Consider the following 14,325-nt stretch of genomic DNA (forward strand, 5'->3'; position numbering starts at 1 on the left):
CCATGGAAGAGAACAATAAAATTGCCATCCAAATAGATGACCTAACGGTAGCTTATAATTATAAGCCCGTATTGTGGGATATTGACCTTGCCATTCCGGAAGGGGTTCTCATGGCAATTGTAGGGCCAAATGGAGCGGGAAAATCTACTTTAATCAAAGCTATTTTGGGCATTATTAAACCAATTGCAGGAACAGTTACTGTATTTGGAGAGCCTTATAAAAAGCAATATCAATTGGTGGCTTATGTGCCCCAAAAAGGAAGTGTGGACTGGGATTTTCCTACCACGGCTTTAGATGTTGTCTTAATGGGCACCTATGGCAGCCTTGGATGGATAAAAAGACCTGGACAGAAACAAAAGAAGGAAGCCTTGGAAGCTCTAGAGAAAGTAGGGATGCTAGAATTTAAAAATAGGCAAATAAGTCAATTGAGCGGTGGCCAACAGCAACGTATTTTCTTGGCTAGGGCATTGGTGCAGAAAGCCAGTATATATCTTATGGATGAACCGTTCCAAGGGGTCGATGCTACCACGGAACGCGCCATTGTTAATATTCTTAAAGAATTGCGAATATCAGGAAAAACAGTCGTTGTTGTGCACCATGATCTACAGACTGTTCCCGAATATTTTGATTGGGTTACCTTTTTAAATGTCAAAAAAATTGCCACCGGTTCGGTCAAGGATATTTTTAATGACGATAACCTCACCAAAACATATGGTATTAATTACAAAGTAAGTGTTCTAAATTAAAATTTAAGGAGATACATGTCACTACAGGAGTATTTTTCACTGGTAGTTAGCGATTACACCTTGCGGACCATCACCCTTGGGACGGCTGTTCTAGGTTTGGTCTGTGGCCTTTTGGGTAGTTTTGCCGTTTTGAGAAAGCAAAGCTTATTGGGAGATGCCATTTCACACGCTTCCTTGCCCGGAATTGTACTTGCCTTCCTCATTACAGGAGCAAAAACTAGTAACACCCTACTTATCGGTGCTCTGATCAGTGGTTTGATAGGAACCTTCTGGATTAGAGGAATTGTAAAAAAGACGCACTTGAAATCGGATACGGCCTTGGGGTTAATCTTATCCCTGTTTTTCGGTTTTGGAATGCTCTTGCTCACCTTCGTTCAAAAAATGCCAAATGCGCAGCAGGCTGGCTTGGATAAATACCTTTTTGGTCAGGCAGCTACATTAGTAGAAAGTGATGTTTGGCTGATGACCATTGTAATGGTAATTAGCCTTGTGGTCTTGGTGATTTTTTGGAAGGAATTTAAAGTACTTCATTTTGATGCGGATTACACCAAATCCTTGGGTTTTGATACTAGAATATTGGATATACTCATCACCTCTCTCATCGTCCTGGCTATTGTTATAGGGTTACAAACGGTTGGGGTTGTCCTTATGAGTGCCATGTTATTGGCGCCAGCCGCAGCGGCTCGTCAATGGACAAATAAATTAGGGGTTATGGTATTTTTAGCCGCCTTATTCGGTGCATTTTCTGGGATATTGGGAACGGCGGTAAGTGCTAGTGCCAACAATTTATCAACGGGACCAGTTATTGTATTGATAGCAGCTGGGTTCGTGGTGATATCCTTTATTTTTTCACCGGGGCGTGGCTTATTATTCAAGGAAATTAGACATTGGAAGAATAGGAACGATCTCCAACTGAATAAAACGCTGGCTTTTATGTATGATATTGCCAAAACCCATGAGAACGTATCCCACCCACATGAAGTGAGAATCCTAAATAACTTTCAGGGATATACAAAGACTTCTCTTAAAAAATTGGCCGATAAGGAATTTATAACCATAGACGGATCTACTTGGTCTCTGACCTTAAAAGGCTCCGAAAAGGCCATCAATTTATATAACCGACAAGAAAATTTATATGAGTAGCGCACAGTTGGAAATACAATTAATTGCATGTATTGTTGCCATAGCCTGTGCTATTCCCGGTACCTTTCTGGTCTTGCGAAAGATGGCCATGATCAGTGATGCTATTAGTCATTCTATACTTCCTGGTATTGTTGTAGGATTTTTTATTACCGAGGATTTAAACTCACCTTTACTCATTTTGCTAGCAGCCTTAAGCGGTATCCTTACCGTAGTTTTGGTAGAGTATATTCAGAAAACGGGATTGGTAAAGGAAGATACTGCCATTGGTCTTGTCTTTCCAGCCCTTTTTAGTGTTGGTGTTATCCTAATTGCTAAAAATGCTGGCGATGTGCATTTGGATATTGATGCCGTACTCTTGGGGGAATTGGCCTTCGCTCCTTTTGACCGTTTATTGATCAATGGGACAGATATTGGTCCAAAATCACTTTACGTTATTGGAACTATTTTGTTGATCACATTAGGCTTGTTAATTACTTTTTTCAAAGAACTTAAATTAAGTACCTTCGATGCACAATTGGCTGCCACCTTGGGATTTTCCCCAGTTATTATGCATTACGGACTTATGACAGTGGCTTCAGTTACTACTGTTGGGGCTTTTGACGCCGTAGGCGCCATTTTAGTAGTGGCCCTCATGATAGCCCCTGCCGCTATGGCCTATTTATTAACCAAGGATTTAAAGAAAATGTTGTGGTTGTCCGTTCTTTTTGGAATGGTAGCTGCAATCCTAGGGTATTGGGTGGCACATTGGTTAGATGCATCCATAGCGGGCTCCATTACCACTGTTTTGGGAGTTTTGTTCTTCATAGTTTACCTTTTTGCGCCAAATACGGGATTAATTTCAGTTATGTATCGCCAAAAACGACAGCAGATAGAAGTGCACCTTCTTACTTTTTTGTTGCATTTACAGAACCACGAGGACATTGAAGAGCGACATATCAAACATTTGAATGAACATATCAATTGGCATGAGGTAACGGCAAAGTCTGTCTTGGAGTTAGCCATTAAAAATAATATGATTGTCATTGAGGATGAAATTATCTCTTTGACAGAAAAAGGGGAAGTATTCACGGCAGAAGCCATAAACTATATTATTACCAATAAAAGTGCAGCTATTGAGGAGATGAAAGATAGGTTCTTTCTTTTTAGAGGATAGGGTGGTTTTTGAACCTTGTTTTAGTCTTGAGGATTGATTAAGTTTAGTCACTTTAAAAAATCTAGGACCATGCAGAAAAAGTTACCGCTCTTCTTAATCTTTTTTATCTCCCTTTTATGCCTTTCACAAACACCTAAATCTTCCTTTTCCTATGAGGATATCTTTGATCTGGAATATGTTTCAGATCCTCAGATAGCTCCCAATAGCGATTGGGTAGTCTATCGTAGAATGGGGTTTGATATTATGGACGACAAAGTTGTTGGAAACCTCTGGATGATTAAATCTGACGGAATGCAGCACCAGAAACTAACCTCTAGGGAAGTAAGTGAATCTAGTCCACAATGGTCGCCTCAGGGAGATCGATTGGCATTTGTAAGCGGGACGGATGAAGGTTCTGAAATATATATGTTCTGGATTGGCACAGGAAAAATTGCTAAAATATCCCAACTACCTTTTAGTCCTAGTTCCCTAACCTGGTCTCCAAATGGTGAGCAATTAGCCTTTTCAATGAATGTGTCAAAGTCAGCTCCTGTATTGGCTAAAATGCCAGCAAAACCAAAAGGAGCCAAATGGGCCGATGCCCCAAGGATTACTGATAGGCTCTACCATGAGGCAGATGGTCGTGGCTATATTGATCCCGGGTTTAGCCATATTTTTGTAATACCAGCAGAAGGGGGATCAGCTAGACAAATTACATCAGGGGATTTTAATCATAGCGGTTCTTTAACATGGGCTGTAAACGGGGGAAAAATATACTTCTCGGCCAATAGAAATGAAAACTGGGAATACGAGTTTAGGAATAGCGAGATTTATTCTGTAGACGTAAATACCAACGAAATAGCTACTTTAACGGAAAGATCAGGTCCAGATTCCAATCCATTGGTATCACCTAGTGGTAAGTATATTGCCTATGTGGGTTATGAGGATAAGGTGCAGGCATATCAGGTAGATAAACTGCAGCTGATGAATGTTGATGGAAGTGGCAAAAGAGAAGTCTCCACCAATTTAGATAGGGATATAAGCCTAGTTGCTTGGGATGTTAAAAGTGGTGGGCTCTACTTTTCATATGACGATAAAGGAAATAGTAAGATTGCCCATATTTCTTTGGAAGGAAAGGTAACTACGTTAGCCGATGACATGGGAGGTACTTCTATCGGAAGACCTTATGCTGGAGGTAGTTTTAGTGTTTCGGATAATGGAAGCATTGCTTTTACACAATCCACGCCGTCCTATCCAGCCGAATTGGCCATCTTAGGAGTTAAAGAAAAATCACCCAATAAGATTACCAGCATCAATAAGGATTTATTAGATTTTAGAACGTTGGGGGCAGTAGAAGAAGTTTGGTATAAATCCACTTTTGACCAGCGCGATATCCAAGGATGGGTGGTGTATCCTCCAAATTATGATGCCACTAAAAAATATCCATTTATGGTAGAAAATCACGGTGGCCCCATTCTAAATTACGGGGATAGATTTTCAGCCGAAATGCAATTATATGCTTCGGCAGGATATATTGTTTTTTATCCAAATCCAAGGGGAAGCACCAGTTACGGGGAAGAGTTCGGGAATTTACTGTACCACAATTACCCTGGTGAGGATTATAACGATGTTATGGATGGTGTAGATTTCTGTATTGCCAAAGGTATAGCTCATGAAGACCAATTATTTGTAACAGGTGGTAGTGCAGGCGGCATCATGTCAGCTTGGATGATAGGTAAAAACAATAGGTTCGAATCTGCCGTGGTTGCTAAACCCGTAATGAACTGGATTAGCAAGACGTTAGTGGCTGATAATTATTTTGGGTATGCGAATTCCCGATTGCCGGGGCAGCCTTGGGAAAACTTTGAGACTTACTGGAAATTTTCACCTTTATCTTTGGTAGGAAATATTACAACACCTACTATGGTTATGGTGGGGATGGATGATTTGCGGACGCCACCTAGTGAGGCAAAGCAATTGTACCACGCTCTAAAGTTGCGTAAGATAGAAACTGTTTTGGTAGAGATACCAGGAGCTGGTCATGGGATTGCTAATAGGCCTAGTAACCTAATTACCAAAATTGCGCATACCTTAGCTTGGTTCGATAAATATAAAAGTAAAAAAGACGAATAATGGGACGGAAGCAACACAAAAGGTCATGGATGTTGAATATGTTGATAGTCGTAACCATAGTTGTGGTTTTCCTCGTGTTTACAGCACATTATAAAAATTGGATCAGGACCGAAAATGGTTCTTTAGAAATCTTATCTGGCATCTATTATAAAGAATTATTGTACTCGGAAATTGATACTGTAGAAATGGTTCAAAAGATCCCTTCCTTGGAACGGATCAATGGATTTTCTGCCATGGAAAGGGAGAAAGGAATTTTTAGGGACAGCATATACGAAACTGAGGTGTACATGTACGTTGATCGACTTTCACAACCCAAAATAAGGGTTGTATACCAAGACTCTTTAAAGCTATTTATCAATCTAACGGATAGTATCGAAACCAAAGAAATGTTTCAATTTTTAACGGTCAAATTAAAACAAGTTAAAGAATAATATACTTTAAAAAATAGCGCTTAAATTTGCATAAACTTTTAGAACTATATTGTACTGTGAGATATCTTCTGCTAATTTTTTTTATTCCGATTATAGGCTTTTCTCAAAATAACCTTACTATAGATGTAGAAGGTGTTGCTTCTTCAGAAGGACGTATTAGCGTTGCTGTTTACAATACTTCATCAGGATTTTTAAAGTTCGATGCTGTTTATAGAAGTGATAGTGCAGCTGCAAAAAAAAAGAAAACTAATTTGGTTATTGCCAACCTCCCAAATGGCACTTATGCCTTGGCTGTTTTTCATGATAAAAACGAAAATGATATATTAGATACTAATTGGTTGGGGATACCCAAAGAGTCCATCGGGTTTTCCAACGCCAAAATGAAAACGTTTGGACCCCCGAGTTTTGAAGACTGTGCCTTTAAACTCGAGGGAGATACCCAAATACGTTTGGAACTTAATTAAATTATTTTTTAGTTCTCTTGTTGATAACCATCTGGACGTTTCCATTTAACTGGTGGCGCAGGTTCTGGTTTCAGTTGGAATTCATTTGCCTTTAAAAGTTTCATCGCTTCTTCTACACCTCTTTCCAATTGAGGATCATGACCTTCCAACACCATTTTTGGGTCTTGAATCACTTCAATATCGGGAGCGATGCCAACACCCTCAACAGCCCATTCGCCATTAACGTCGTAAAATCCACCACGAGGGGCTACCATACGGCCACCATCTATAAAACGCGGCGTATCCCATGTGCCAACAAGTCCACCCCAAGTTCTTGTACCAACTAACGGTCCAATCTGTTTCGCATGGAACATATAGGGCAACAAATCACCTCCAGAACCTGATCGCTCATTAATCAGCATTACTTTAGGGCCCCAAATTCCGGCCATTGGTGTCGTCCAAGGTCTGTGATCATTAGTTTTGCTGTTAAAGTAACCAAACAGCTCCCGCGACATAATATCTATCATATAATCCGCTGCAGAACCACCCCCGTTATTTCTTTCATCTACTATAACTCCTTTTTTATCCTGTTGGGAGAAGTAATATCTGTTAAAAGATTCAAATCCGTTTCCTGAAGTGTTAGGAACATATACGTAAGCCAATTTTCCGTTGGAAAGTTCTGAAACCTTTTGCCTATTTTCTTCTATCCACGCATTGGTGCGCAAGCCACCTTCGTTGGCAATGGGTTTTACCAATACCTCCTTAGCTCCACTTTTACTAGGGGTAGAATTGACAAGAAGGGTAATGGGCCTGTCTGCTGTTTGTTCTAACAAAAAGTAGGGGTTCATGTCCGAGGAGGCTTCTTTTCCATTTATGGCAATGATGTAATCCCCTTCCTTGACCTCTATTCCTGGTAGTGCTAAAGGTGCGTTTAATTCAGGATTCCAATTCTCACCCGTATATATTTTAGTTATTTTGTAAAAGCCTTTGTCCGCTAAAAGATCGCAACCTAATAGGCCTACAGGAACCTTATCAATATCTGGCATATCTCCTCCCGAAACATAGGAATGGCCAATAGAGACCTCCCCGCTCATAATATCTACCACGTAGTTGAGGTCTGTCCTATGGCGAACATGATCTATCCATGGGCTATACCACTTATATATGGTATCCCAAGGAGCTCCGTGAACATTGTTCACATAAAGAAAATCGCGCATATAACGCCACCCTTCTTTAAAGATCTGATGGTATTCAGCTATGGGGTCTACATTAATTTTGACTTCAATTTTAAGTACAGTATCACCATTTTTTGGAGGACTGTCTGTACCTACTATACTCCAATTTCCATTTTGTTTTAATAACATAGTCTTGTTATCGGCAGACACAACAAGTTCCAAAACCTTATTTGTAAATTCCTCTGCCTTCATTTTTTCAACGTCATAAGTATGAAGCAAAAAACCTGTTTGGTTGGGAATGGTTTCGGCTATAAACACTTTTTTCTCGGGTCCTTTCGCTAATGCCGCATAATTTCTGCTATCTAGTTTAAGTGCTATGATACGGTTGTAAATGCCATCCGCGTCTATATTCACGATAACGCTTTCCTTTGGGACGTCGGTCTTTTTATCCTTGTCCTTACTCTTGGTCTCTTCCTTAGTCTTCCCTCCCTTGTCCATACTTTCCTCATCAGATTTTGGCAGGTTTGGAGCTTTGTCTTTTTTGGAAAGCACTATGGCATAAAGGCTACGAGTCACTTGGGTGTCATAGGAACTCATATCCAACCAACCCGATTTGAGTCCGTAATTGGTACTGGCTAAAAAATAAAGGTATTTGCCATTTTCATCCCAAACTGGACTAATAGCGTCGGCCATTCCGTCTGTAAGCTGTACTGTTTTTTTTGTAAAAATGTTGTATGCGAAAATTGCCTTAAAATGACTTTCTAATTGCTTTGGATAAGCGATCCATTTACTATCAGGAGACCAAATTGGGTTCATGGTTCTATCTGGATGCGCGTAACGATCAGTGGCCGCTTTTTCCGCCAAGCCTTTTTCTAGATTAATCACCCAAATATTATAATCGGTATCGGAATAGGCAATATGGCTGCCATCTGGGGACCAATCTGGTTTGAAGTAAAAGGTAGGATTGGGTAGAACATAGGACTTTTGATTTTTACCGTCCTGATCTGCCAAAACTAATTTGTATTCGCCCGAAGCATCCGAAAACCATGCTATTTTATCCCCTTTTGGGGACCAAATTGGAGAACGGTCAGCCACCCCAGGGGAATTCGTCAGATTTTTCCAAGTGCCATTTTCTTTAGGGATACTAAAAATTTCGCCCCTATGTTCAAAAAGTGCCCTCTTGCCAGTGGGCGAAATATTTGGGCTTTCTAGATCTTTGGCACTAACATCTTCCCATCTGGTCCTAGCAAAATTCATGTCACCCCTTACGGAAATGCTTAGTTGTTTGGCTGTGTTATAGGAAGGATTTAATATATGCAGATAGCCTCCTTGTTCATAAACAATCTCCTTTGGGCCTGCATCTAAACTCTTAACATCAAACTTTTTATGATAGGTAACTTGCTCCTCTTCTCTGGTTTTAGGATTAAAAGACCAAATATTACTTGCATAATCCCGCTCAGAAATATAATATACTTTTTCCCCAAACCAAACAGGATCTAAATGGCGCTCCTTGGTAGGCTGTGGGGTGGTGGTTAGCTCTTTGGTCTGCATATCCACAATCCATATAGGCATAGCTTGTCCGCCACGGTAATTGCGCCATTCGGGATCCCAAGATGTAATTGGGGTATACGCAATTTGCGCTCCGTCAGGAGATATTTCACCGTAGGCAGCCCTAGGGATATCAAGAGCTGTAGGTAGTCCGCCGGTAGCAGAAACTGTATAGAACTTGTTGGTTTGGGTTGGTTTGCTTTCCCTATTAGACCGGAATAGAACCTCACCTTCAGGAGTCCAACCTTGTACAAAATCACCAGCAGGATGCCAAGTTAGGCGCTTTGGTTCCCCACCTTCGGAAGGGATAATATAAACATCACTGTTGCCTCCATATTCTGCCGTGAAAGCAATATATTTTCCATCAGCAGAAAAATGCGGGTTAGATTCATAACCCTCATTACTAGTTAATCTTATGGCATCTCCTCCTTTAATGGAAGTTTTCCAAAGGTCATTGGCATAAACAAAGACAATTTCAGTTTCTGACACGGAAGGTTCCCTCAGAAGTTGTGTTCCTTGGCCATTAGTGGCTAGGGAAAAGAAAATAACAAAGGGAAGAAGTGTTAATTTGAAAATGGAAGGGATGCTTTTTATGGGATAATTTAGAAGTAAACGGTTGCTCATTGAGAAATAAGTTTTCAGGTTAAAATAACTTGCCTCAATATCGGGATAATCCCCATGTATTGAAAATTTATTTTTGGGCAACTTTAGGAAGTGAAAATTAAATCTTTTCTAAGATGACAATGAGGTTATAGCTCCAATATACTTTAGAGTTTAGTTATCTTTGAAAGAAAAACACAATGATATTATTAACGCAAGTTATTGGGGCTTTATACGGAATGTTGGCCGTTATTTTTGGTGCCTTCGGAGCACATGCCTTAAAAAAGACATTTTCTGAAGAACATCTTAAGAGCTTTGAAACGGGGGTGAAATACCAGATGTACCATGCCATCCTTTTAGTCATCATTGGCTATAACTTTGGGTTCAATTCATCTCTGGAAACCTATATTGCCTATAGCTTCATTATTGGCACCTTTTTGTTTTCCTTTAGTATATATGGCTTATGTTTAAGCGCCGCAAAAGGAAAAAAACTTCGAATTTTAGGGCCAATTACGCCTATTGGCGGCTTATTTCTTGTGATAGGCTGGGGTCTTTTACTGTATTCGTTTATTGCGGAAGTGGTCTAGTCTTTATCATATACATCCTCTTTTGAGGTAAACTCCTTTATGGCCTTATTAGGTTCAATGATGGCATATCCTTTCCAAAAATCAGGATCATATTTGGGCATATAGGTAGGCAGAACTGTATTGTTTTCGGTGAAGGCATCAAATTGTGTGTGCGTTGTATTTTGGGTATCGAACACCACAATTTCAAATTTATTAGTGCTGGAAACAGCCAAGTCCATGTCCAAAGAAAGTTGATTTTGCTTTCTTCTACCCTTTACATTTTTGTTTTTTTCTATAATTTTCAATGGGCGTTTGATGCCGGCAAGGCTTCCATTCTCCTTTTCCAAGTAACGTAGATTGTACTTATTGTCTACCCCTTTATAAAAGATCATTTTGCCTTTAGATAGGTTTTGATTCAAGGAAACGCCCAATAATTTAAAATTCCGGACAGACTTTACATTTTCATAATCCACTCTGGTGATGGCAAAATCATCGGCATTGATATAAAGGGTTCCCCGATAATCCTCGGAGCCTTTTGGTTCAAAATTTACGACATAAACGGGATCACTTCCCAAATACGTAAAATCATTAAGTTTAAAATTATACCTGCGTTGTTTCCATATGAAATTCAGGTTTGAATCTTCCATAAAAAAAAGCTGTGCCATAAGACTGGAAATGGTGCTTTTCCTGTATTTGGAAAAATTTTTCTTGCGCTCTTCGGTATTCTTTTTTTCTTCTTCTAATTTTTTGTTTAAGGCCGCTACATCACTAGAATCTACCTCCGTTTCAAAGAGTTCATCGGCATCCATTTTTGTGCCGAATAAGCCCGATTTAATTTTAAAATAGGAATCACTCTTTACATTTTGCTTAATGATAGTGTTAAATTTTTCTTCTAGGGCCTCTAAGTCTAACGCACTGTTTTTATCATAAAGTTCGGAAGCCTTAATAAGATCTATTTTTTGCTTTTCCTTTTCAAAATTGCCATAGAAGTCACACAGTACTTCCGTATAACGGGCGTCTTTTTTAGGAACCGTCTGGATGACACTGTCCAAAAAGGCTTTGTTAAAGGCTTTTATAGTGGACTCAAGGTCAGAATAGTTTGATTTGTACAAATGCTGGTAGTAATATTCCCTAAAAAACAATCTCTTCTTTGTAAGATCATGGTTGTAATTTTTATTGAGATTGGCCTTTACCAATTCTAGGATTTCATCGGCACTATATTGTTTGTTGGAAACAATAACAGAATTCAAGGCTATTGGCTTGGGACTTAAATAAATTAAACTGTCTTTAAATTGTCCTATGGTTCTTCCTAAGGACTCATATCCCATACAAGAAATGAATAGTGAATCTGAGCTTTTGCTCTTAGTATCCAATGTGAGGTTAAATTGACCTTCTTCATTGGAGATGACGCCATGATGGTTGCCCAATTGTATGGTGGCATAAGGGATGGCCTTCAATGTGGAGGAGTCTAATAGTTTACCAGATAGTTCCTGCGCCTGAAGATGAAAGAGGCCGGTGGTAAATACAAGTATAAAGAAAAGGCAGTTCTTTAGGACCATGGAATGATTTCGGTTGAATTACTACAAATCAATGAATAGAAATTCACCTAACCTTGGCATTTGGCATTTTGTTAGGACCTTTTTATGGTTTTTAACATTAGAAAGTATACAAAGAAGTCGTGTTACAAAAAAAGTAAGTGCAAAGAATGATGGAGGCTATGAATTAATGACAACCGCAATTGCCATCGCCACAACTTTTTGAGCCTCTTTTTTTAGAGGCAAAAACGGTACTTGGCAAGAAGAATTTTTTGACAATATAGCCTACTGCCAAGATCAAAGTGAGGTATACTAATATGTTTTGAAACAGTTCCATTTTACTTTAAAATTTGATAGGCAATCAATGCTACAATATACGCAAAAATGCTCATAAATACAAGTTGAGCTGCTGGCCACTTCCACGTATTAGTCTCTCTTTTTACTACTGCTAAGGTGCTCATACATTGCATGGCAAAGGCATAAAACAACAATAGGGAGATTCCTGATGCCATGTTAAACAATGGCTTTTTGGTATATGGATTCACTTCTGCGGCCATTCTATTTTTAATAGTTTCTTCTTCATCGCTTCCAACGCTATAGATCGTGGCCAAGGTTCCTACAAAAACTTCCCTAGCAGCAAAGGATGTCAGTACAGCAATCCCTATTTTCCAATCGTATCCTAAAGGTTTCACAATAGGCTCAATGGCCTTGCCCATATAACCCATATAGGAATTCTCCAATTTATAACTCGAAATCTCTTGGTTTAATGCTCTTTCACGTAGCGTCTTTCTTTTTTGCACTACAGAATCTTGAATGGCAATAGGCGAGAGTTGATCTTGCTGTAACCCTTTTTGGTATGTAGCTAAGCTGTTATTTATATTGGAAGTGTTATAGTCCGAAAATCCTTCTGTTGCTAAGCGATCTCTAACAAGGTCTTCTGCATTATCGAATTCGTTTGAAAACCCATTAGACCCTAAAAACCAAAGGATAATAGAAATAGCTAAAATAATTTTACCAGCACCAAAGACAAAACTTTTGGTTTTTTCCAAAACCGTATAGGCCACATTTTTAAGTAGTGGAAGTTTGTAATTGGGCATTTCTACTACAAAAAAGGATTTGGTCTTGATCTTTAATATTTTATTCAGGATCATGGCAGAAAAAATCGCTGCGCCAAAACCTATAAGATATAGCAGCATTAGGGTCAGGGCCTGGTAACTAAGTCCTAGAAAACCGCCTTCTGGAATTACTAAAGCAATGATAATAAGATATACAGGTAATCTTGCTGAACAGGTGGTAAATGGGGTCACTAGGATGGTGATTAGCCGTTCTTTCCAATTCTCTATGGTCCTAGTCGCCATGACGGCAGGGATAGCGCAGGCAGTTCCTGAAATTAAGGGAACTATACTTTTTCCACTTAGTCCAAAAGGCCTCATCAAACGGTCCATTAAAAAGACCACCCTACTCATATAGCCTGTTTCTTCTAATAGGGAGATAAATAGGAACAAAAAGGCAATTTGGGGGATAAAGATTACTATACCTCCAATGCCAGTAAGGATGCCTTCTGCAATGAGGTTGGTAAATTGTCCTGGGGGAAGTGTGGCCTTTACCCATTCGCTACTTGATACAAAGAGTTCATCAATGAAATCCATTGGGTAGCTACTCCAATCATAAATTGCCTGAAAGATGGTCATCAGAATCAGGAGGAAAATAACATACCCAAATATTTTATGGGTAAGTATTTTGTCTAACGTTGCTCTAAATCCTTTAGCGGCATTAACATCAACTTTATAGGCTTGTTTTAAGACACCATTTATGAATTGGTAACGCAATATGGTTTCCTTTTGTTGTAGCCTTTTTAGTTCAGATTTGGTTTTAGTTACAAAGGAGGAGGTATTCTTGGTCAGTATTTTTTCAATGGGAGTAAAGTTCACATCTTGGGTAATGACCAACCATAATTTGTAAAGGTCTTCCTTCGGAAAGGTCTCTTTTAAACGCTTAAAATATTCTGGTGCAATAATTTTTGTATCCACATTGGGTGCGGTGGACAAATTTTTATAATCGGCAATAAGTTCTTTGATGCGCTCTACTCCTGTACCATTTCTAGTACTGACTAGGGCTATTTTAGTACTTAATTGTTCCTCTAATAAAGGGATATCCAAAGATATTCCTTTACGGGACATCCTGTCGGCCATATTGATGACCAAAATAGAAGGAATTTTTAAGTCTTTTATTTGGGTGAACAAAAGAAGGTTTCGCTTCAGGTTTTCTACATCAGTGATTACTACGGCTACATCAGGGAAGTCCTTATCGTTTTTATTAAGTAAAAGCTCTACCACGACACTCTCATCCAAAGAGGTAGTATTGAGACTGTAGGTCCCTGGCAAATCCAGGATATGAGCCTTTACTCCCCGAGGGAGCTTACAGACACCCTCTTTCTTTTCAACTGTAATTCCTGGATAATTGCCTACTTTTTGTTTTAGTCCCGTAAGTTGGTTAAATACTGAAGTTTTACCGGTGTTGGGATTGCCTATGAGAGCTACATTGATATTTTTACTCATAAAGCTCCCTTATCAACAATTATTTCCAACTCAATTTGAAGGGCAACTTCTCGTCTTATAGCAATATGGGAACCGTTTACGTTAATATAGATTGGATCATTCAGCGGAGCCACTTGTACCATCTCCACTTCATTGCCCGGGAGGCAACCAAGTTCCAATAGTTTTATGGGTAAAATATCATCTGCAAATTCTTTGATGATTCCCTTTTGTCCTCTCTTTAAATGTGCGACGGTTGTAATCAATTTTTATTTAGATTGATTTTAATTAAGATCAAAAATAAGGGAAAAATATCAATTTAAAGGCTAAATATATACT

General features: G+C 39.2%; 11 protein-coding genes. 7 read left to right on the plus strand and 4 right to left on the minus strand.

Going from position 1 to position 14,325, the window contains the following annotated elements; translation table 11 throughout:
• The first annotated feature begins 2 nt into the window (after positions 1–2).
• The 6 genes from ABXZ36_RS03530 (at position 3) to ABXZ36_RS03555 (ending at position 6,049) form a co-directional block, all read left to right on the plus strand.
• The gene (locus ABXZ36_RS03530; RefSeq protein WP_354614141.1) at positions 3–746 is read left to right on the plus strand and encodes a metal ABC transporter ATP-binding protein; all 744 of its coding nucleotides are present in this window, start codon (positions 3–5) and stop codon (positions 744–746) included.
• Positions 747–761: 15 nt separating this feature from the next.
• Entirely contained in the window at positions 762–1,889 is a 1,128-nt protein-coding gene (locus ABXZ36_RS03535) for a metal ABC transporter permease (RefSeq protein ID WP_354614091.1), read from the plus strand.
• Positions 1,882–3,042, plus strand: coding sequence for a metal ABC transporter permease (locus ABXZ36_RS03540; protein ID WP_354614092.1), 1,161 nt, complete (start codon positions 1,882–1,884; stop codon positions 3,040–3,042). The genes ABXZ36_RS03535 and ABXZ36_RS03540 overlap by 8 nt, the downstream gene beginning before the upstream one ends.
• 69 nt (positions 3,043–3,111) lie before the next feature.
• Positions 3,112–5,154: a S9 family peptidase gene (locus ABXZ36_RS03545; RefSeq protein WP_354614093.1), complete on the plus strand. Its 2,043-nt coding sequence runs from the start codon at positions 3,112–3,114 to the stop codon at positions 5,152–5,154.
• Positions 5,154–5,585, plus strand: coding sequence for a hypothetical protein (locus ABXZ36_RS03550; RefSeq protein ID WP_354614094.1), 432 nt, complete (start codon positions 5,154–5,156; stop codon positions 5,583–5,585). Before ABXZ36_RS03545 ends, ABXZ36_RS03550 begins: the two co-directional genes overlap by 1 nt.
• 56 nt (positions 5,586–5,641) lie before the next feature.
• Positions 5,642–6,049: a DUF2141 domain-containing protein gene (locus ABXZ36_RS03555; protein ID WP_354614095.1), complete on the plus strand. Its 408-nt coding sequence runs from the start codon at positions 5,642–5,644 to the stop codon at positions 6,047–6,049.
• Between the two features lie 8 nt (positions 6,050–6,057).
• Here the strand turns inward: ABXZ36_RS03555 and ABXZ36_RS03560 are convergent, their stop codons facing one another.
• Complete coding sequence (locus ABXZ36_RS03560; protein ID WP_354614096.1) at positions 6,058–9,375, minus strand: S41 family peptidase; 3,318 nt, start codon at positions 9,373–9,375, stop codon at positions 6,058–6,060.
• 176 nt (positions 9,376–9,551) lie between these two features.
• On the opposite strand from ABXZ36_RS03560, the gene ABXZ36_RS03565 reads away from it, so the two are divergent.
• Entirely contained in the window at positions 9,552–9,938 is a 387-nt protein-coding gene (locus tag ABXZ36_RS03565) for a DUF423 domain-containing protein (RefSeq protein ID WP_354614097.1), read from the plus strand.
• Here ABXZ36_RS03565 and ABXZ36_RS03570 read toward each other — a convergent pair.
• The 3 genes from ABXZ36_RS03570 to ABXZ36_RS03580 all read right to left on the minus strand — a co-directional run bounded on the left by ABXZ36_RS03570 (position 9,935) and on the right by ABXZ36_RS03580 (position 14,252).
• Entirely contained in the window at positions 9,935–11,476 is a 1,542-nt protein-coding gene (locus ABXZ36_RS03570) for a carboxypeptidase-like regulatory domain-containing protein (protein ID WP_354614098.1), read from the minus strand. The two genes, ABXZ36_RS03565 and ABXZ36_RS03570, sit on opposite strands and share 4 nt — an antisense overlap.
• Before the next feature lie 314 nt (positions 11,477–11,790).
• Entirely contained in the window at positions 11,791–14,010 is a 2,220-nt protein-coding gene (gene feoB / locus ABXZ36_RS03575; RefSeq protein ID WP_354614099.1) for a ferrous iron transport protein B, read from the minus strand.
• Complete coding sequence (locus tag ABXZ36_RS03580; protein ID WP_354614100.1) at positions 14,007–14,252, minus strand: FeoA family protein; 246 nt, start codon at positions 14,250–14,252, stop codon at positions 14,007–14,009. Before ABXZ36_RS03580 ends, feoB begins: the two co-directional genes overlap by 4 nt.
• Positions 14,253–14,325 lie beyond the last annotated feature (73 nt).

The sequence above is a fragment of the Sediminicola arcticus genome, from assembly GCF_040566695.1.
GTDB classification, from domain to species: Bacteria; Bacteroidota; Bacteroidia; order Flavobacteriales; family Flavobacteriaceae; genus Sediminicola; species Sediminicola arcticus.